The sequence below is a fragment of the Phycisphaerae bacterium genome (genome assembly GCA_017999985.1).
GTDB lineage: Bacteria > Planctomycetota > Phycisphaerae > UBA1845 > Fen-1342 > JAGNKU01.
The window spans coordinates 92,278-111,831 of record JAGNKU010000009.1; the positions used below are offsets into that span (position 1 = coordinate 92,278).

The window sequence follows — 19,554 nt, forward strand, 5'->3', positions numbered from 1 at the left end:
ACCCGCTGCACGTCCGCACCCGGCTCAATGCACTGCGCACGCAAGGCAGGGATCGTACGAACGCACCAGACGCCCGACCTCGATCGGCTGCTCCGGATCCTGTATGTGCATGCCTTCCAGCGCCTTCTCCACCGGCCCCGGCTGCCCCTGCGCGTCGCGCGGCGAGCAGTTCCAGGTCGTCGGCACGACGCACTGGTAGTTCGCCACGCGGTAGTCCTCGATGCTCAGCCAGTGCCCCAGCGCCCCGCGCGGCGCCTCCGTCAACCCAAACCCCTTCGCGCTCTTGGGCAGCTCGAAATCCGCCGCGGCGGGCGCATCAATCTCGATCTCGTCGAGCCAGCGCCGGGCCTGTCGCGCCAGCCAGGCGGCCTCCAGCGCCCGGGCCACATGCCGCCCCAGTACCGAGGTCAGCTTCTCGAGCGGGACGTTGGCCTGCGCGCAGAACGCGTCCACTTCCTTCTTCACCCAGCCGCCATCGCCCGCCAAGTAGTTCACCATGACCCGCGCCAGCGGCCCGACCTCCAGCGGTCGCCGCCGATACCGCGGCGCCTTGATCCAGCTATACGCCCCGGCTTTCGCCGGCTTCGGCTCCGTTGCTCCTTCCCCCGGGTGCCGCGCGGCGGCGTCGGCATACCGCGCACACGACGCCTCCTCCGTGATCTGCTGCTGGTCGAACGCTTCCCACTTCCCGTCGACCACGACACCCGGCTTGAAAAACCGGTTGCCGGCGTCGTCCATCTCGAACACGCCATAGCTCAGGAAGTTCCCGTAGCCCCCGCCGGTCTCGAGGTATTGCGGGAACTCGGCCGCCACTTCGAGCAGGTCGGGCACGTACGTGCCCTCCACGAAGTCCAGCACGCGGTCAAGCCGGGCGCGGTACGCCAGCACGCTCTCGACGGTCGGCGTCTGCGTGCAGCCGCCGGGCACCAGCGCTGTCGTGTGGGGCAGCCGCGCGCCAAACACGGCGCCCATCTCATGGCACACCTGCCGCAACCGCAGCGCCTGCACATAGTGGGCCAGCAGCGCGGCGTTGCGGTCGGTGCTCTTCACATAGTCCACCTCGTAACGCGGCAGGAACGGCGCCGCTGGAAACGTGTCCTGGCGCCCCAGTGCGGCTTCCACCCAGGTCCTGACCGTCTTCAGCGTGCGGTCGCTGCCGGCATACTGCAGCACGGCCTTCACGTCGACAAAATCCAGCGCCGCGAGCTGATAGAAGTGCAGGATGTGTGAATGCAGGTAGTTCGCGGTTTGAATCAGGTTCTGCAGCAGCCGGCCATTGTGATTCGGCTTGATCCCGTACGCCGCCTCCTGCGCGCGAACCGAAGCGATTCCGTGTGACACCGGACAGACGCCGCAGATGCGCTGTGTGATCTGCTGCGCATCCAGCGGATCGCGACCGTGGAGAATGCGCTCCAACCCCCGGAACATCTCGCCTTCACAGCGCGCTGCCGTGATGCGCACGCCCTGGCCTGCATCTCCCTCCACCGGCTCCGTCTCTGTGTGAACCGCGAGGTGCCCCTCAATCCGCGTCACCGGGCTGACCGTCACTGTGCTGCTCATGTACGACCTCCAGTCGCCTGGCGTCTACCGCGCCGAGGCCACGCCATGTCGCCAACGCATCCCTGCCTGCACGCGTGCCGGACCACGGACACCACCCCTCCGCACCCAGATCAGACAGACCCGAGCGTTTGCGGGCCGACTGCGCCACACGCGCCTGCCAACGACTGCTGACAGCGTCGCGACGCGGCTGCATGCGCGCTATCGACTCAACGCCCGCGCGAAATCAGGCGCAGCTCTATAGCGCAGTGGGATTTGCACCATCTCGATTCTTCGCTCTACCACGTAAACCTGATGCCGGACGTGGCAAGCGTGTGAGAGCGTGCCAGAGTTGAAACACCCCCGCTCGTAGTGGCGCTCCAGCGAATCCGCAAGTTGAGCGCACGCACTGCGCACGGACTGCGCGGCGCGCATGGCCGTGCGCACGGCGCCGCGCACCGCCAACACCCTGTCGGGACACCCCGCCTGACAGACCGCCGCGCCGACGAAACCTTACGCCAGATTCATCGTCATCAGGAAGAGCCGGTTGCTCTCGACCTTCTGCAGCCGGTTGCGCAGCAGCTCCACCGACTCCACCGGATTCATGTCGCTCAACACGCGACGCAGCATGTAGATTTTTTCGAGCTCCGCCGGATGCAGGAGCAGCTCTTCCTTGCGTGTGCCCGACGCCGGGATGTTGATCGCCGGCCAGATGCGCTTGTCGACCAGGCGCCGATCCAGGTGCAGCTCGCTGTTGCCGGTGCCCTTGAACTCCTCGAAGATCACCTCGTCCATCTTCGACCCGGTGTCGACCAGCGCCGTCCCGATGATCGTCAGGCTGCCGCCCTCCTCGATGTTGCGGGCCGCCCCGAAGAATCGCTTCGGCTTCTGCAGCGCGTTCGCATCGACGCCGCCCGTCAGGATCTTGCCCGAGTGCGGCACTTCGGTGTTGTACGCGCGGGCCAGACGCGTGATCGAGTCCAGTAGAATCACCACGTCATGCCCGTACTCCACGAGGCGCCGCGCCTTGTCGATCACCATCTCGGCGACCTGCACGTGCCGACTCGCCGGCTCGTCGAAGGTCGAACTGATCACCTCGGCCTTCGTCGCCCGCTGCATCTCGGTCACTTCCTCCGGCCGCTCGTCGATCAGCAGGATGATCACCTTCGCGTCCTCGTGGTTCGCCGAGATCGCGTTCGCCATCTTCTGCAGCAGCACCGTCTTGCCCGTCCGCGGCGGGGCCACGATCAGCATGCGCTGCCCCTTCCCGATCGGCGTCACCATGTCGACGATGCGCATGTTCAGCTCGTCCGGCGTCGTCTCCAGGAACAACCGCTCGTTCGGGTGCAGCGGCGTCAGGTCCTCGAAGTTCGTCTTCTCGGTCACCGACTCGGGCGACTCGTAGTTGATCGCCTCGACGCGCAGCAGCGCGAAGTACCGCTCCGACTCCTTCGGCGGACGGATCTGTCCCGCGACGATGTGCCCATTGCGCAACCCGAACCGGCGAATCTGCGACGGGCTGACGTAGATGTCGTCGGGGCACGGCAGGTAGTTGTACTCCGGGCTGCGCAGGAAGCCGAAGCCGTCGGGCAACACCTCGAGCACGCCCTCGCCGTAGAGCAGGCCGTTTTGGCTGATGCGGCGCTTCAGGATCTGGAAGATCAGGTCCTGCTTCGGCAGGCCCACGTATTCCTCGATCTCCTCCTTGCGCGCCACCTCGTGCAGTTCGGCGACCGTCATTTTCTGCAGGTCGGTGATGTGCAGCTCGCCGCGCTTGATCCGCTCGTACTTCTCGTGCGTCTCGCGGTCAATCGGCGAGCTCTCGTCGTAGTCACCCTTCTTCTTCTTGCTCTTCTTCTTATGCTCCTCGCCGGCCGTTTCCTCTTCCGCGGCGGGGGCTTCCACTGGCGCGGCAGCCTCCGACTCGGGCAGGGTCTCGGTCGCGACGAACTGCGAGTCGTCGTCGCCCGACGCCTTTTCCGGCTCGGTCTCAGCCGCGGCGGCCTCAGCCACCGGGCTTTCGCCCTCGTTGGGAATGCTTTCGATAACGTCTTGCAGCTTCTTCTTGCCGCGCGCGCTACGTGTCGTTGACTTCGCCATGCTCAACTCCAGAAAACGTGCCGGTTCCACATCGGCCCGACGGCGCCCTACGGAGGGCCCTGTCGGCCGGCTACCGGCGTGCCGCACTCGCGGTGTCTACGAGTGCCGCGCCAAAATCGCCGCAAGGATGTCGGCCACCTGGGGGCGGAGTTTTTCGGCCGGCCCGTCGTTCTCCACGACGAACGCGGCCCGTGAACGCTTCTCATCCAGCGGTAACTGCCAACCTTCCCGCCGTCGGACTTCCTCGGCCGTCCAACCGCGCTCCCGGCGCAGCCGCGTCAGCCGCTGGGATTCGCCCGCGTTTACAAAGACAATCGTGTCGCACTCGCGATCAAGATGGCTTTCTAGCAGGAGCGGGGAATCGATGACGATGGCCTTGACTGCTGATTCTTCTTCAACCGCTTGTATCATAGCGGCCCGGCGCTGGGCGATCAAGGGGTACACCAGGCTTTCCAGCCGCGTCTTCTCGCCCGCGTCCGCAAACACGATTTTCGCGATCCGCCGGCGGTCCGGACCCCCGTCCGGAGCTACAACCGCCTCCCCCCACCAGTCCCGCAGCGTCGCCAGCACCTCCGGCCGCCGGAGGATCTCGTGGTTCAGCCGGTCCGAATCAACGACCAAGCACCCCTGGCGCTCAAACTCCGCCGCCACGCGCGATTTACCGGCGCCGATCCCCCCGATGATTCCGATGACCGGCTTTGTGCGCTTCACGTTCTGGTCCGGAACTGATAAGTGGCAGGGAACTCCCGCAGGCTACCAGCCGCCTGCGTTCTGTGGCATGGGTGTTCCGCGGGAAACCGCCATCCCATGCGGCGTGGGCGCCCCTTCTGCGCGCACGGGCGTCCCGCCCGTGAACCCTATTTGCCCGATTCCGCCTGCCTTGTCAACCGCGGGAGCGCTCACCTCCCGTTCGGTTCAAGGCATTGTGGCACCTGCCTCTGGAGATTCCGCCGTCGTGCCTCCGTACCATCGTCTCTTCCACCTCCCCACCCTGCCCGCTAAATTACGCCTTTCGCCACCGCTCCGCCGCCGGGCGGCGCGGTCGGCCGTCTCTGCTTCCGGGAGCCGCTATGAACCGCCCCATCCGTGTCCTCATCGCGAAAATCGGCCTCGACGGCCATGACCGCGGCGCCAAGCTCATCGTCCGCAACCTCCGCGACGCCGGCATGGAAGTCATCTACACCGGCCTCTGGCAAACCCCCGCCGCCACCGTCCACGCCGCCTTGCAGGAAGACGTCGACGTCCTCGGCGTCAGCCTGCTCTCGGCCGCGCACCTCACGATCATGCCCGAGCTGCGCCGCCTCTGCACCAACGCCGGCATTGCCCAGTTGCCCATCACCGTCGGCGGCATCATCCCCGAAGAGGACCACCAGGCCCTCCGCAACGCGCAGATCGACGGCATCTTCAACCCCGGCACGCCGACGCAGGTGATTGTCGACGCCTTTCGCAAGCTCGCCGCCGATTACCGCGCCCGCCGCGCTGCCGTCAGCGCCGCCCCCGACATCAAGACCCCCACGGGCCTCGCCCGCGCCATCACGCTCATCATGCAGGGTGACACCGACCGCCTCGGAAGCGTCCCCGCCCCTACCAATAACACGATCACGCTCGGCATCACCGGTTCCCCCGGCGTCGGCAAGAGCACCTTCATCGGCAAGCTCGCCCGCGGCCTCCGGGAACGCAATCACCGCGTCGCCGTCGTCGCCGTCGACCCCACCAGCCCGATCACCGGCGGCTCGGTCCTCGGCGACCGCCTGCGGATCATGTCGAACCAGCCCGACCACGACCTCTTCGTCCGCAGCCTCGCCTCTGAAGGCCAGGCCGGCGGACTCGCCCCGCACTGCGCCGAAATCACGCGCCTCTGTGCGGCGGCGGGTTACGACATCATCCTGGTCGAGACCGTCGGCGCCGGCCAGAACGACACCGACATCCGCAACCTTGCCAACCACGTGCTGCTGCTGCTCATGCCCGGCGCCGGCGACGCCATCCAGTTCGCCAAGGCCGGCGTGTTCGAAATCGCCACCGGCTACGTCGTCAATAAGGCCGATCTCCCCGGTGCCGACGTGACCGTCCGCCAGCTCCACGAATCGCTCGAAGACCAACGCCCCATCTGGCAGGTCAGCTCGCTGCGCAACGAGGGCCTGGCACCGCTGTGCGACTGGCTCGAGGAGCAGCTCTCGAAGTAGGCGCGCGCATGCCGCATCCAGCCCCCACCTCCGGAGCGGACCGAGCGCCGTTCAACCCGCGCTGGTTGCCCTGGGTCGCCATCCCTGCGCTGCTCCTGCTCACCGCCGTCCTGGCCGTGACCTCGCTGCTCGGCGACAGCGTCACTTATGACGAAACCAGCCATCTCACCGCCGGCATGAGCGTGCTGCAGACCGGCGACTTCCGTCTCGCGCCCGATCACCCGCCGCTGGCCAAGCTGTGGTGCGCCTGGCCGTTGCGGTTCATGGATACGCAGTGGCCCCCCGCCGACAACAAATATTGGCTCGCCGCCAACGTCTTCGCCTTCGGCCGCGTGTGGCTCTTCGAGCTCAATGACGGCCAACGCCTCATGACCATCGGCCGCTGCATGATGGTCATCCTGCTCCTTGCTACCTGCGCGACGACCTACGCGCTCGCTCGTCGTCTCTTCGGCCCGGGCGCGGGACTGCTGGCACTCGCGCTCGCGGCATTGAGTCCGACGCTGCTCGCCCACGGTCGGCTCGTGACGACCGATCTGCCGATCACGCTCGTCACGGCGCTGACGCTGCTGACCTTTGATCGCCTCATGGAGCACAACACGTGGGCGCGTCTGCTCCTGGCCGCCGCCGCCCTCGCCGCCGCCAGCGTGACCAAGATGTCCTGGCCGCTCGTGCTCCCGGCGCTCGTCGTGATGGCGATTGTGGCCATCGTTCGCCGCGTCCCCGCTGACAAACGTACTCGCCGAGCTCGCGCCGGCGCCGCGTTCGGCAGCCTTGGCTTCATGGCCTTCGTGACGTGGCTCGGCATCTGGACGTGCTACGGCTGGCGCAGCGCCGTTATCGCGCCAGTAGTGCCGACGGGCAACGTAGCGGCGACGCAGGCCCAGGTAAATCAAGCGAACGAGGCCCTGGCCCTGCAGTGGCACCGCGTCGTGCTGAATCCCGACGGCACACCGCGCCGCGGCTGGCTCCGCGCATTTCTGCGCTTTGCCGCCGACCACGGGCTCCTTCCCGACGCTTATCTGCTCGGCCTCGCCCAAACGCTGGAGGCCACGAGTCAACGCTACGCCTACCTCATGGGCGACTACTCCACCACCGGCTGGCGGTCGTACTTCCCGATCGCATTCGCGCTCAAGACCCCCCTGCCGACCATTGCCCTGATCGTGATCGGCGTCGCCACCCTCGTACGTTTCCGGCTCCGCAGTCGGGCGCCCACCCTGGTCGCCGGCGTGCTTACATTTGTCATCATCTACGGTCTATACGCGGTCTTCGGCCACCTCAACATTGGCCATCGCCATTTGCTCCCGCTCTACCCGCTGCTATTCGCACTCGCCAGCGCGACCACGCTGTCGGCGGCGTCCCCCCTCCGCGAGAGGACGTCTGGCAGCAATCCCCTCCCTCCCGGGGAGAGGGCAGCGGGACGGTCAGAATCCGGTACCTCCAGCCAGCGCCCCGCCGCGCCGCTGAACCCAAGCGACCTCGCAAGGGCTCGCATCGGATGGGGTCTCATCGGCTTCGCGCTCCTCTGGCTCCTCATCGCCAACCTGCAGATCTACCCCCACTACCTCGCCTACTTCAACGAGCTGATCGGCGGCCCCGCCCACGCCTCCGCGTACCTCGCCGACAGCAATCTCGACTGGGGCCAGGACCTGCTGCGCCTCGCCGACTACGCCCGCGCGCATCCGGACGAGCAGGTCAAGCTCGCCTACTTCGGCAGCGCCGTTCCCACGCGCTACTTGTCCTGCACGGCACTGCCCAGCTGCATGGACTTCACGCCCCGCGCCGACCTCTCGCCGGGCACGTACGTCGTCAGCATCACGCAGCTCCTGGGCGTCTACGACCCGGAGATCCGCCCCGGTTTCTGGAACGACGTCACTCGCACCGCCTACGCCAGACTCGGCGAGCTCGCCGCCGCCGGCACCGATGCCGCACAACGTGCCGAAGCCCAGCGCGAATACGGGGACCTGCGCGCCAAACGACTGATAAGTCGCTTGCGCGAACGCCCGCCCGATGCGCGCGTCGGCTACTCGTTATTCATTTACCAACTGGATACCGACCACATCGCCAGACTTACCGAGCCCTGAGCGCCGCACGTCCGGAAAAACACCGATCGCGCCACCACAGTTCGCGCGCGCCCGGTCGGGGCATATTGATCCAAACCTCCCAGTTTGCCCATCCCGCCGGACGCTTTGAACCATCTAGCAAGTGGGGAAGGTGAGCCCGTGTGGCGAGGTACTCCACATGGTTAGTGTGTGCGCACGGATCGGAACGCTGCTTGCACTGGCCCTCGGGGGCGTGGCTCTGACGGGCGGCTGCGGTGCCCTCCCGGCCGATTGGGGCGATCCCGCATCCTGGACGGCCGCCGGCATTTGGTCCGGCCAGGCCACAGGCGACGTCGGGGACGATGGCTCATCAACGGCCGGTGCGGACACCGCGGACACGGACGGCGAATTCCTCACGGTGGTATCCGGCACCGAGCAGATCCGCGTGCTCGTACAAGCCGGTGACGACCAGGTAGTCAACGCGGGTGCCCACGTCGTGCTGGACGGCTCAGCAACGCGCAGTGGAGCACCCATGGAGTTACAGTACTACTGGTCGCAACTCGACGGGCCGGCGGTGACCCTCGACGCGCCGGAGTCATTGCGGCCTAACTTTCGAGCCCCGGCGGCCACGGCAGACCTGACGCTGATTTTTGAACTGCGGGTCTCGCTCGGCACGCAATCTGCGCGCGATACGGTGGCAATCACGGTCCTCGGCTCAGGAGAGCCAGATTCTCCGCCCGGCGATGGCGTCTCCCCCGGAGAGGAACCTCCCCCACCAGGGGATTCGTACCCCCCGCCACCTGCATTCGAGCCACCGGTGGCCTACGCTGCGGACTGGGGCTTCGACCCGGAGGATTCGACGGAGTACATCCAGGCGGCGATCAATTCCGGCGCGCGGACGGTCGTGATCCAGAACATGGGCGCCGATTGGGTGGTGGAGCCGATCACGCTCGTGAGTAACCAACTAATTGTCTTCGAGCCGGGTGTCGTGGTCGTTGCCAAGCCGGGCTCGTTCCACCAGTTATACGACTGCCTCTTCACGGGAAGCGCAGTCAGCAATGTAACGGTCCACGGCTACGGTGCGACGCTGCGCATGCGGAAAGAGGATTACGCCGGGCCCAACTACGCGTTCAGCCAGTGGCGGAGTTGCCTGGCGTTCAGCGGCCCCGTGAATCTCGCGATTCGCGGCCTGCGCTGTGAGAAGTCCGGCGGCGACGGCATCTGGATCCGCTACCGCTATGACGCGTACGGTCGGCGCTTCCCCGCCGAGAATGTGGAGATAACGGACTGCGTGTGCGACCAGAATTACCGCCAGGGTATCAGCATCACTGGCATTCGAACGCTCCGAATCAATAACTGCGTGCTAAGCAATTCGAGTGGCAGCCCGCCGCAGTCAGGCCTCGACATCGAGACGGATTTCGAGGACGGTGAGCTGTCCGACATTGTGGTCAGCAATTGCGTGGCGCAGAACAACGCTGGCTACGGTTTCTTTGTGCAGACCAAGAGCATGACCACGGCCGCGCCACCGTTTTCTGTTCTCCTCCAAGACTGTTACGCCACTGGGAATCTGAGCGGCGGCCTCGGCGCGATGACCACCGCTGCGGGCCCCGCCGGACTGGTGGAATTTCGTAACTGCGTCATCGACGGCGGCGGGGCACCGGGAATCAATGCGCGTTGGGGCGGAGCCCTGAGCCAGGTGCGCTTCACGGAGTGCATCGTGCAGAATATTGGTGGGGCAGTGCCGCTGACCGGCGTTCCGGTCAACGTGGCGATGCCGCGCGTGTCCGAACTCAGCCCGGACGGTCGGGTCCAGTTCATTGACTGCACCGTGTATGACACCGGAAATCGGCACTTCATGGGGCTGGGCCCCGAGGCCGAAGAAGGCATTTACGACATCCGCGGCACGATCGACGTGTACAACTCGCTTGACTATCCCGGGCGCTGGTACGACGTGGAGGAATACCCCGGCTTGAGCGTGACCTACCATGCGTACCCCTGAGGTGCGCGACACGCCGCCCCCGCAGCCTAACGCCCCGTATGCCCAAACCCGCCGCTGCCGCGCGCGCTGTCCGTCAGTTCATCCACCAGCTCCACCGTTACCCGTGCAACCGGCGCAATGATCAACTGTGCAAACCGCGTCCCCCGTTCGATCGTGTAAGGCTCACGCGCGCAGTTCCCCAGGATCACCTGCAGCTCACCGCGATAGTCCGCATCAATCGTCCCCGGCGAATTCGGCAACATCAATCCGTGCCGCAGCGCCAGCCCGCTCCGCGCCCGCACCTGCCCCTCGTACCCCGGCGGAATTTCCACGAACAACCCCGTCGGGATTAGCTTGATCTCCCCCGGCGCAATCGTGATCGGCTCATCATTCGCTGCGTACAGGTCCAGCCCCGCCGCGTGCGCCGTCATGTACTGCGGCAGCGGCAGGTCATCCAACCCTGCCCGCCGGCGAATCTTCAAAATCGGGTCCATGCCTTCATCCCATGCGAGAGCGCGGTTCCTGCGCGGCGCCGCTGAGTATAGCGCCGCCCGCGCCCCCTTGACAGGCGTGCCGCCGAATCGCGAAATACAATCTGGATTGCGTGGACTGCGGCGTGCGCGACCCGCCGGTGGTCGGCATGTGGATCGCGCCTGGTATGTTGTCCCTATGCCTTGGAGCTGGCCGCCGTGGCTGCCTTGCCGGATTTGACCCCGCTGGGCGTGCAACGCACAGGTGACCACCTGACGTTCACCCTCATGAGTTCGGAGGACATCCTCCCGGAGCTGCCCGCCGACTACGAGCAGCTCCTTTCCATGCGTCTCCAGGAAATCCTCGCCGAGCCCCGCAACCTCACCGCCGAGGTCAACCTCGCCGACCTCACCGGCATCTCCAGCCGCCAGCTCGGCTCGCTCATCGCCCTGCAGAAGGTGCTGCGCCCTCGTTTCGGCCGCGTCCCCGTCACCGGCTTGAGCGCCAACGTCCGTCACGTACTCACGCTCACTCACGTCGATCGGCTTTTCGAGCTCCCCTGAGCCGCCCCGGCCTCTCCGCGAGGACCATCCCATGTGCATGGAACGCTACATTCGCCTCTTCGCCGGCGTATTCGTTCTGGCCAGCGTCCTGCTGGCCCACTTCCACAGCCCCTACTGGCTGTTCTTCACCGCGTTCGTTGGCCTGAACCTCTTCCAGTCCGCCCTCACGCGGTGGTGCTTGATGGAGGACATCCTCCGCAAGCTCGGCGTGCCTCCCTGCCAGCACGGGCAGCCGGGTGAAAACGTGACCAAGTAACAAGGTGACCGTGCGGACCGCGCCGCCAAGCCGCATGGCGCCGTGCTGCTTGTTACCTTGTCACTTTGTTACCTTGTCACTTCGTGGTAGAGCGTGTCCCGCTCCACCGGCGTGCACCCCGCCTCGCGCAGCAGCCGCCGGATCTGGTCCACCGACAATTCCTGCCGGTTCGTCCCCTGCCCCTCCCGTTTCGTGATGTCGTACCACACCACCGTCCCGTCAAAATCGTCCACGCCCCAGTTCAACGCGACCTGTGCCAGCTTCGGCGACTGCATGATCCAGAACGCCTTGATGTGGGCGAAGTTGTCCAGTATCAGCCGCGCCACGGCCAGCGTGCGCAGATCGTCCAGCCCGGTCGGCCCTGGCAAGTGCGCGAACTCGCTGCCGTCCGGAATGAACGATAGCGGCACGAAGCACTGAAACGCCGCTTTGCGCCGTGCCAGCGATACATCCTGGTGCTCGCGCAGCTTGATCATGTGCCCGATGCGTTCATCGACCGACTCGATATGCCCGTAGAGCATCGTCGCATTCGACGGAATGCCCAGCTCGTGCGCGACCCGGTGCACGTCGAACCAGTGCTGCTCACCCACCTTCGCCTTGAACGCCTCACTGTGCACGCGATCGTCAAAAATCTCCGCCCCGCCGCCCGGCAGGCTGTCGAGCCCGGCGTCACGCAACGCAGTCAGCACCTCGGCCACGCTCAGCCGCGGCTTCGTGATCCGCGTGAAGTGTACGATCTCGATGGCCGTGAACGCCTTGATATGCAGCCCCGGGCAGCGCGCCTTAATCGCCCGGCACATGTCCGTGTAGTAGGAGAATGGCAGTTTCGGATGCAGTCCCCCAACGACGTGCACCTCGGTTGCCCCGCGCTCCGCCGCCGACACCGCCTGCCCCACGACATCCTCGATCGAAAGCTCATACCCCTCCACCCCTGCGTGGCGTCGTGGCTTCGTGGCTCCGTGGCTTTCCGTCTGATAGGGCCTGTAGAACGAGCAAAACTTACACCGCAGCACGCAGTAATTCGTGTAATTGATATGCCGGTTGATGTTGTAGAACGCCTTCCGGCCATGCCGCCGTTCGCGCGCGAGGTTCGCGAGTTCGCCGACGGTGAAGATGTCCCGCGTCTGGTAGAGCGTCCGGCCATCCTCGGGGCTCAGCCGCTCCCCAGCCTCGACCTTTGCCCGGATCGACGCGAGCGCTGCGTCCGTGATCGTCTCCATCGCCGCCGGCATCGCCATCCTCGCTCAGGTCGGCCCGGTCAGGACCAACGGCTCGAAATTCGCCCCCAGCGCGACAATAATTGTAGCGACCGGCGAATTCCGCGGGAGAGCGAGCCCCCGCCGACCATGTGGTGTCGGCATCCGGACGGTCCTGTAGCATCGGCTCCTGGCGGCCGACGGGCAGCGGCCGACCTCCCGGTCGGCTGTCAGTGTGCAGCCCCGCCGATCAGACGGTGAAACAGAGTGTAGCAGCCGAGATGAGCGTCGCGCCGGACTCCGGCCCCGCAGGGGCCAACGGCTGTTGCCAGGGGCGCAGCCCCTGAACGATCTTTGGCCGCTATGATCAGTTCGACCCCGCGGGGGTCGACAGGCCACCGGCCACCGAGGTGCACATGAAGAACGCCTGGTCCATCGTCCTGCTGCTCGCCCTGGTTGCCTTCGCCTACCTCCAGTTCACCGGCAAGCTCGGCGGACGCTGAGGCGCCCCGGCCGCAGGACCCGGTCCGGGTCGTGCCATCTCCGTCGGCAACAAGGCCAGCCCCTTCCAGGCGCAAACGCTCTCCGGCCAGACCATCAGCTTCCCGGCCGCGTACAAGGGCCGGCTGGTCCTACTCGACTTCTGGGCCACCTGGTGTACCCCCTGTCGCGCCGAGAAGCCGCACCTCGCCCGCGCGTACCAGGAATACGGCCCGCGCGGCCTGGAGATCATCGGCATCAGCCTCGACGAACCTCAAGGCGTCTCGGCCGACCGCGTGCGCAAGTTCGTCCAGGACGAAGGCCTGCCCTGGCCCCAGGTCTACACCCTCGGCGCTGCGCTGGCCAACAACTACGGCGTCACGGGCATCCCCGCGGCGTTCCTCATCGACGGCGATACGGGCCAGTTCCTCGCCCAGGGCGACGACCTTCGCGGTCCCGCCCTCGCCCGCACGATCGAGAAACACCTGAAGCCCATTCCGAAAAAGTGACGGCCACCTATATCCGCCTCCCGTGTGCCCGCATGGTAGGTGGCTGTCCCCGGTTCTAAGTCTGATTCTCACTCTTTCGGATGACGCTTCCCAGCGACCACCCGGTGGCCACCGCCGCCAGCACGCACGCGACCGGTCGCAGGGCTGTCCAACGGCCCATGCCGTTCACCACGACAAGGAGCGCGACAGAGTAGGCGCACACCTTCGTCGCAGTCGACCTGATCCGCAGATCAGCCGCTGGCTCGTCCGGCCCGCCGGAAATCCCGCGTGCCCGGCACTCCCGCGCGACTTCCCGCGGCCAGAAATGCGACAGCACGCCGGGGAGGAACATCAGCAGCGCGAGAGCCGCGGCGGCGATGCTGATCCAGATCCACAGCGTACTCCACCAGCCGGGTTCACTCAGCAGCATTTCCAGCAGCGCGGAGCACGTGAGCACGACCGCGGACAAGGAGAGGCCGGCGAGAAGCTCCGCGCGCCGGCCCTGCCGGCACAGGATCTCGGGCGACGTCTCGTCTGCATAGCGCCAGATCGGCAGGTGGGCCAGGCGTTTCAGCCTCTTGAGCGGCATCGCAGGCCCCTCGCGATCGCACTCGTGATAACCACAATGTGGGGCGTGTCTATGCTGCGACCGAGGCGACGCCGCGGTCGCCCACAACGGCGCCGAGTCGTCTCATAATCTGCGCCGGCCTCGACGGGCCCCGACGCCGGCGCGGAATTGGACCGGTTTTTCCGGCGCGCGGTTGACGGGGCGAAAGACGCGCCTACCCTCATAGTGTGTTCGGCCGAGGGCATCCAGCGCGTGGGCACACCCAGGGTGTGCGCCGACTGGGACTCGTTCCCCCGGCATGGTTCAACAGCGCGCGGGCGGCACGGTGTCGGCCGCGCGCCTGGCTCTAAGAGGAGAGGGAGGCAGATCCATGGTTATGCGCAAAACGGCGGCCGGCTGGGCCGCGGCACTGGGTGCACTCGCGGCCGTGTCGGGGGCCGTCGCCAGCCCGATCACGTTCTCCGCGACGTTCGGGAGCCGCGCGGCCCAGGCGACGTTCGACACGTCCGGCTCGGACCTCGTCATCACTCTGCAGAACACTTCCTCCGCGGACGTGTTCCAGCCCGACCAGATCCTGACGGCGCTGTTCTTCGACGTCAGCGGCCCCGCGCTGGGGCTCACCCGCACCAGCGCCGTGGTGCCGCCCGGCTCGACAACCTGGTTCGGCATCACGGACCCCGGCGGCGTGGTCGGCGGCGAGTGGGCGTATGTCGAGCAGCTCGTCGGCGCGCCGCTGGGCGCCGCTTACGGCATCAGCTCCACCGGGCTCGGCCTGTTCGGCCCGGGCGATGTGTTCCCAGGCAGCAATTTGCAGGGCCCTGCCAGCCCGGGTGGGTTGGAGTACGGACTCACGTCCACGGCTGATAACACCGTGACCGGCAACACGCCCGTCACGGGCAGCTATGCCTTGGTCCAGGACACGGTGGTCTTCACGCTATCCGGCCTGCCGGGCGGCTTCGATCCGTCCCAGGCGATTCGCAATGTGGTCTGGCAGTACGGCACGTCGCTGACCGAGACGCGGCTGCCCGAACCGGGATCGCTGGCGCTGCTGTGTGCCGCCGGGCTGCTGGTCGCGCGCCGCCGCCCGCGAAGCTAGGAATCGCATCCGTGCGTCACGCCGCGCCTGCCGACTGCACCGCGCGGCCCGCGCGACGCGCAACGGCGTACGGCGTACAATAACGCGTGAACCGGGGACAGTCGCCCATTGTCTGAGTCAGAAATAGGTGACTGTCCCTATTTATTTATTGCTATTTATTACTCGCAGGAGAGCGGCGATTGCACCATCAGTCCCACGAACGGATTGATGTCACCGAACCCCGGCATGCCGTTGCCATCCACGTCGCCGTTCCCGCTCGGGCAACCCGGATACGTCTGCTGCCAGAGCGCGTAATTGCTCAGGATCAGCACAAACGCATTGATGTCGCCGAAGTTCACGACGCCGTCGCAATTCAGGTCGCCCACGCACGGTGGGCACTCGTTCGGCGTGCAGTCGCTGCCCGCCGCGCCGGGCGTGCCGCCGGCGGCCGTGCATTCCGCGCTGGTCAACGTGTGGCACATGCCGCTCGGCAAGCAACAGGCGACCACCTGCGGACACTGGGCCACGCCGCAATCGGGCCATTCGGGATGCCACACGCCGGTGCACGCAGCCTGCGTGGTGACCGCACACGAGCCGTCCACGTAGCAACAGGCGCCGGGGGCCGGCGCCCAGCGGGCGATTTGATTGCAGGGCACGCCGCCGGCGATCGTGAACTCGCCCCCCGCGATCAGCTCGTTGTTCCAGTTCGTCACGGCGAACACGGGCCAGTTCATCCCCGACCCCAGCGCCTGCCAGGTGCTACCATCCCAGCGGGCGATGCGATTACATGTCACCCCGCCGGCGCTCGCGAAATAGCCCGCCGCGATCAGCTCGTTGTTCCAGTTCGTCAGGGCAACCACATAGGGGGAAATACCGCCCATCCCCGACCCCAGCGGCTGCCAATTGCTGCCGTCCCAGCGGGCAATGCCGCTACACGACACGCCGCCGGCAATCGTGAAATCGCCTCCCGCGATCAGCTCGTTGTCGTAGACGGTAAAGGCCTTCACGGTGTTGTTCATCCCCGACCCCAGCGCCTGCCAGACACTGCCGTTCCAGCGGGCGATGTGGTTGCAGGCAACGCCGCCGGCTGTCGTGAACTCGCCCCCGGCAATCAACTCGTTGTTGTAGACGCCCACGGCCCATACGTAGCTGCCCATCCCTGATCCCAACGGCTGCCATCCGTTTTCGGAGGACCAGCGGGCGATGCAGTTGTACCCCACGCCGCCGACGGTCCAGAACCAGCCCCCGGCGATCAGCTCGCCGTTGTAGACCGTCAGGGCCAACACGCTGCTGCCCGTCCCCGACCCCAGCGGCTGCCAGCTGCTGCCGTTCCAGCGGGCGATGAAGTTGCACGCCACGCCGCCGGCGGACGTGAAGTCGCCGCCCGCGATCAGCTCGCCGTTGTAGACTGTCAGGCAGCGCACGAAGTCGTTCATCCCGGACCCCAGCGACTGCCACGTGCTGCCGTTCCAGCGGGCGATGCGGTTGCACGCCACGCCGCCAGCGGTCGTGAATAAGCCCCCTGCGATCAGGTCGTTGTTGTAGACCGTCAGGGCGTACACAAACGGGGCACTGCCTCCCATCCCCGAGCCCAGCGGGACCCATTGGTAATCTTGCCCCAGCGTCTCCGGCGACCCGGCGCACATGGCGGACACTCCGCAGACGATCCACCCCAACACGCGACTACTGACTGAACTCCCCATCGCTCGTGGCATGACCTTCCTCTCCCTGAATTGAGCCCTACTGCCCGCCCCGCCGCTGCGCTCCCATCCTCCACCGCGCGGGCCTGCTGTCTGCCCGTGCCCCAAGCCGCCCAACGCAGGGTAACCATGCCCCGCGCCGCGGCCCTATCGTTTCATCATCCCGGCAGATGTCGCCGCCGATGGGGATTCGGCTACGAAGTGACAACCGCCACACCCAAATGAGACATTCTCAGATGTATTGTACCGCCGCAAACAGCCCATTGGAATTGAATCTCTCCGCCTCCGCGGCCCGAGTGCCCGGCACGCACTGCGCGAGTGATAGCCACCTATTTTGGGGCTTCCTTCCTCACCTTCGGTCGCCCCACCGGCCGCGGACGCAGAATCTGGCCCAGCTTGCGCTCCAGCTTCGACAGCCACTTGTCCGTCGCCAGCGGGCGGCCCGTGTGCACACACCGCCGCAGCCGCGCGATCTCCGCGTCGGTCAGCGGTTTGGCCAGTTGCGCCCGCCAGCGCGCCGGGGTCCAGTCCGCCGCCCACCCCGCCAGGTCCAATAGCCCGCTCGCGTCCGGCCCCACGCCCACGTGCGCCGCCGCACTCGACCATGCGTACCGCCACGGCTTGCGCACCAGCCGTGCCCGCAGCGGATTGCACTCGACATAACGCAGCGCCGCCCACGTGTGCGGCTCGTCCAAGGCCGCCGAATAGAAGCGCCCCTGCCACAGATGCCCGCTGCGGCCGTGCAGGCGATTGATGTACTGCGAATACAGGAAGTGCGTGCGGCCGATCGCGGCGGCCAGCGCAACCTCGTCCGGCGGCACGGCGACCACGTGCACGTGGTTCGTCATCAGGCAGTAGCCGAGGACGCCCACGCCGGCGGCCTCGCAGCGGTCGTGCAGCAGGTCCAGGTAGGTCCGGCGGTCCTCATCGACGAAGAACACATCCTGGCGGTTGTTGCCGCGCTGGGTGACGTGATGCGGGCAGCCGGGCACGACGATGCGGGCAATCCGTGGCATGCCGACACATTACCGCCGGCGGCGGTGCGTGTCAAGATTATCGGTGGCTGTCCCTATTTAAGAGCGGGCATAGAAGCGGGGATAGGCTCATTCTGGCCACGAATGGACCTATCCCCTGCTTGAAAGGCCTACTGCGGAATCGCCGTCGTGCCGCTGCCGGCCGGCGCCGTGGTCGGCGGCCGCGCCGGTACGAGCGACGCGTCCCGCGCCGTCGGCCGCAACGAGCCCGGTGTCACCGGCGCCGCCGTCGGCGTCGCGGTCGGGGCGCCCGGCGTCGCCTGCCCGCCCATCGCGAACACCGGGATGGTCACCACGGGCACCGCCGGATCATCCGTCTTCAACGTCACCTGCACGGCCCTGCCGCGCGGCGGCGTGTAGCCGGTCGGCACGTTCAGCACCACGATCTCCTGCCCGTTCTGCTCTTCGATACTCACCTTCAGCTCTTCGGCGTTCACGCTCGACTCGACCACGTGTCCGGGATTGTCATCATCCCAGTTCAGCCGCGCCACCAGCCGCAGATCCGACGCCGCCGCCCCGCGCAGCACGAACCGCTGCGGACTGACCTGCAGGCGCGGCGCGATGTTCGCCGTCACCAGCAGGCTCTCGTTCGCCCCTTCCGGAATGCCCGTCTTGAGCTGCATGTTGCCCCGCAGCATGCCGTTCGGCCACGGCGGCTCGATCGTCACGTCCAACTCATACTTCTCGCCGGGCTCGATCTCCCGAATCTCCGCCTTAATCTGCGGGTTGCCCGTCGAGAGCACCTCCGGCTTGATCGGCCCCGCGTCGCCGCGCGAGATCTTCACCGTGTTCTTCTGCGCCGGGTAGCTCCGCTTCACCTGTCCGAACAGCACGTTCTCCGGCTCGCACTTCAGCGCGGTCAGCACCTTCGCCACGCACTCCAGCGTGACCTTCGCATTCGCGCGATCATTGGTCTCCACGAACACGCTCTTCGTGACCTGGCCACGGCGGTTGCCGGTCGGAACGTTGATGACGACTTCTTCGGTTTGCCCGGGCTGAATCATTCGGTCAGACTGACCGATAATGCTCATCCCTCAGCCCTTTTTCAGGCGTATCGCCAGCGGCGCCTGACCCTCGTTGCTGATCGCGAACTTGAACTCCGCCGCCTTCCCCTGCCACACGCCGTCCGACGTGATCTTCTTCTCCTTCACCGCGAACTTCGGCTGCGGCTGATCCTCCGGCGGCGGCGTCAGATCGACCGGCTGACTCGGCACCGTCGGGCCGCAGCCGGCCTTCTTGTCCTCGCCTTCCGCCGGCGGGTTCGGCCCCATCACGGCCGGCGCGGACGATGGCGGCGCCACCTGCTTCTTGGACGCGACCGGCGCGGGACGCGTGGCGACCGTAGGCGCGGCCGGCGTCTGCTCGGCCTTTTCCTTCTGCGCCGCGGTGACCGCCGCGCGAATCATCTCCGCCAGCGCCTCGCGGTCCGCATCCGACATCGGCTTGCCATCCTCGGGCGGCGTGAACGTCACCGGCTGGTCCGCAGTGGGTGCCGGCGGCCTCGGCGCCGGCGTTGGGGCGGGCGCCGGTGCCTGCGGGGTGGGCGTCACCGCCGCCGCCAGTTGCGTCGGGGTACGCGTTTCGGCAACCGGCTCAGACTTGTCAGCCACCAGTGCAAACTTCTCCGACGCCGGGGTGAATGCCGCCGGCGTCGCGGACGCCTGAGCGGGCTCCTGCGGTGCCGGCGCGGGGGCTGGTGTCACCGCCTCCGTCGGCGCGGCCGCGTCAGTCGCCACCGCCGTCTGCTCCGCCGGCGCGGGCGCCGCTGCGGTCTCGGTGCCGCTCTCACTCCTGCGCGTCTCCGCGCAACCCACCAGAAACGCCGCCAGCACGACCGCAGCGGTCAACCACCGCGCGCGACCTGACTGCGTTAGTCTCGTTTTCCCT

The 19,554-nt window shown here is 66.8% G+C and carries 17 protein-coding genes; 7 read left to right on the forward strand and 10 right to left on the reverse strand.

All coding sequences use genetic code 11. The features are described 5' to 3' along the window. Positions 1-24: 24 nt before the first annotated feature. From KA383_13340 to KA383_13350, 3 genes are all read right to left on the reverse strand, one after another. Positions 25-1,560, reverse strand: a complete 1,536-nt coding sequence (locus KA383_13340; GenBank protein ID MBP7747103.1) for a nickel-dependent hydrogenase large subunit — start codon at positions 1,558-1,560, stop codon at positions 25-27. 489 nt (positions 1,561-2,049) lie between these two features. Continuing rightward, entirely contained in the window at positions 2,050-3,636 is a 1,587-nt protein-coding gene (gene rho / locus KA383_13345; GenBank protein ID MBP7747104.1) for a transcription termination factor Rho, read from the reverse strand. Between the two features lie 96 nt (positions 3,637-3,732). Then, positions 3,733-4,347 (reverse strand): dephospho-CoA kinase, encoded by a 615-nt coding sequence (locus KA383_13350; protein MBP7747105.1) that lies wholly within the window; start codon positions 4,345-4,347, stop codon positions 3,733-3,735. 359 nt (positions 4,348-4,706) lie between these two features. Between KA383_13350 and KA383_13355 the strand changes: the two genes are divergently transcribed. The 3 genes from KA383_13355 (at position 4,707) to KA383_13365 (ending at position 9,857) form a co-directional block, all read left to right on the forward strand. Then, the gene (locus KA383_13355) at positions 4,707-5,819 is read left to right on the forward strand and encodes a cobalamin-dependent protein (GenBank protein ID MBP7747106.1); all 1,113 of its coding nucleotides are present in this window, start codon (positions 4,707-4,709) and stop codon (positions 5,817-5,819) included. A gap of 116 nt (positions 5,820-5,935) precedes the next feature. Further along, positions 5,936-7,900, forward strand: coding sequence for a glycosyltransferase family 39 protein (locus KA383_13360; GenBank protein MBP7747107.1), 1,965 nt, complete (start codon positions 5,936-5,938; stop codon positions 7,898-7,900). Positions 7,901-8,057: 157 nt separating this feature from the next. Beyond that, on the forward strand, positions 8,058-9,857 hold the full coding sequence (locus tag KA383_13365; GenBank protein MBP7747108.1) for a right-handed parallel beta-helix repeat-containing protein: 1,800 nt from the start codon (positions 8,058-8,060) through the stop codon (positions 9,855-9,857). A 26-nt stretch (positions 9,858-9,883) separates the two neighbouring features. Here the strand turns inward: KA383_13365 and dut are convergent, their stop codons facing one another. Beyond that, positions 9,884-10,330 (reverse strand): dUTP diphosphatase, encoded by a 447-nt coding sequence (dut, locus tag KA383_13370; protein ID MBP7747109.1) that lies wholly within the window; start codon positions 10,328-10,330, stop codon positions 9,884-9,886. Between the two features lie 195 nt (positions 10,331-10,525). On the opposite strand from dut, the gene KA383_13375 reads away from it, so the two are divergent. Both KA383_13375 and KA383_13380 read left to right on the forward strand, forming a co-directional pair. Further along, entirely contained in the window at positions 10,526-10,870 is a 345-nt protein-coding gene (locus KA383_13375) for an STAS domain-containing protein (protein ID MBP7747110.1), read from the forward strand. A gap of 31 nt (positions 10,871-10,901) precedes the next feature. After that, positions 10,902-11,126 (forward strand): DUF2892 domain-containing protein, encoded by a 225-nt coding sequence (locus tag KA383_13380; GenBank protein ID MBP7747111.1) that lies wholly within the window; start codon positions 10,902-10,904, stop codon positions 11,124-11,126. A 68-nt stretch (positions 11,127-11,194) separates the two neighbouring features. On the opposite strand, the gene mqnE is transcribed toward KA383_13380, so the two are convergent. Further along, positions 11,195-12,346, reverse strand: a complete 1,152-nt coding sequence (gene mqnE / locus KA383_13385; GenBank protein ID MBP7747112.1) for an aminofutalosine synthase MqnE — start codon at positions 12,344-12,346, stop codon at positions 11,195-11,197. Between the two features lie 515 nt (positions 12,347-12,861). Here mqnE and KA383_13390 point away from each other — a divergent pair. Further along, positions 12,862-13,311, forward strand: a complete 450-nt coding sequence (locus tag KA383_13390) for a TlpA family protein disulfide reductase (GenBank protein ID MBP7747113.1) — start codon at positions 12,862-12,864, stop codon at positions 13,309-13,311. A 55-nt stretch (positions 13,312-13,366) separates the two neighbouring features. On the opposite strand, the gene KA383_13395 is transcribed toward KA383_13390, so the two are convergent. Continuing rightward, a complete protein-coding gene (locus KA383_13395) occupies positions 13,367-13,879 on the reverse strand; it encodes a hypothetical protein (GenBank protein ID MBP7747114.1) in 513 nt (170 codons plus the stop codon). A 349-nt stretch (positions 13,880-14,228) separates the two neighbouring features. On the opposite strand from KA383_13395, the gene KA383_13400 reads away from it, so the two are divergent. After that, on the forward strand, positions 14,229-14,954 hold the full coding sequence (locus KA383_13400) for a PEP-CTERM sorting domain-containing protein (protein MBP7747115.1): 726 nt from the start codon (positions 14,229-14,231) through the stop codon (positions 14,952-14,954). A 158-nt stretch (positions 14,955-15,112) separates the two neighbouring features. On the opposite strand, the gene KA383_13405 is transcribed toward KA383_13400, so the two are convergent. From KA383_13405 to KA383_13420, 4 genes are all read right to left on the reverse strand, one after another. Next, entirely contained in the window at positions 15,113-16,579 is a 1,467-nt protein-coding gene (locus KA383_13405) for a hypothetical protein (GenBank protein MBP7747116.1), read from the reverse strand. Positions 16,580-16,962: 383 nt separating this feature from the next. Then, positions 16,963-17,649, reverse strand: a complete 687-nt coding sequence (locus KA383_13410) for a transposase (protein ID MBP7747117.1) — start codon at positions 17,647-17,649, stop codon at positions 16,963-16,965. A 128-nt stretch (positions 17,650-17,777) separates the two neighbouring features. Continuing rightward, a complete protein-coding gene (locus tag KA383_13415; protein ID MBP7747118.1) occupies positions 17,778-18,698 on the reverse strand; it encodes a hypothetical protein in 921 nt (306 codons plus the stop codon). Positions 18,699-18,701: 3 nt separating this feature from the next. Next, on the reverse strand, positions 18,702-19,514 hold the full coding sequence (locus KA383_13420; protein MBP7747119.1) for a hypothetical protein: 813 nt from the start codon (positions 19,512-19,514) through the stop codon (positions 18,702-18,704). Positions 19,515-19,554 lie beyond the last annotated feature (40 nt).

Bases quoted from the DNA above. Each gene is read 5' to 3' on its own strand.
- KA383_13340 (MBP7747103.1), bottom strand. From the start codon at position 1,560: ATGAGCAGCACAGTGACGGTCAGCCCGGTGACGCGGATTGAGGGGCAC.
- rho (MBP7747104.1), bottom strand. From the start codon at position 3,636: ATGGCGAAGTCAACGACACGTAGCGCGCGCGGCAAGAAGAAGCTGCAA.
- KA383_13355 (MBP7747106.1), top strand. From the start codon at position 4,707: ATGAACCGCCCCATCCGTGTCCTCATCGCGAAAATCGGCCTCGACGGC.
- KA383_13365 (MBP7747108.1), top strand. From the start codon at position 8,058: ATGGTTAGTGTGTGCGCACGGATCGGAACGCTGCTTGCACTGGCCCTC.
- dut (MBP7747109.1), bottom strand. From the start codon at position 10,330: ATGGACCCGATTTTGAAGATTCGCCGGCGGGCAGGGTTGGATGACCTG.
- KA383_13380 (MBP7747111.1), top strand. From the start codon at position 10,902: ATGTGCATGGAACGCTACATTCGCCTCTTCGCCGGCGTATTCGTTCTG.
- mqnE (MBP7747112.1), bottom strand. From the start codon at position 12,346: ATGGAGACGATCACGGACGCAGCGCTCGCGTCGATCCGGGCAAAGGTC.
- KA383_13395 (MBP7747114.1), bottom strand. From the start codon at position 13,879: ATGCCGCTCAAGAGGCTGAAACGCCTGGCCCACCTGCCGATCTGGCGC.
- KA383_13400 (MBP7747115.1), top strand. From the start codon at position 14,229: ATGGTTATGCGCAAAACGGCGGCCGGCTGGGCCGCGGCACTGGGTGCA.
- KA383_13405 (MBP7747116.1), bottom strand. From the start codon at position 16,579: ATGTGCGCCGGGTCGCCGGAGACGCTGGGGCAAGATTACCAATGGGTC.
- KA383_13410 (MBP7747117.1), bottom strand. From the start codon at position 17,649: ATGCCACGGATTGCCCGCATCGTCGTGCCCGGCTGCCCGCATCACGTC.
- KA383_13415 (MBP7747118.1), bottom strand. From the start codon at position 18,698: ATGAGCATTATCGGTCAGTCTGACCGAATGATTCAGCCCGGGCAAACC.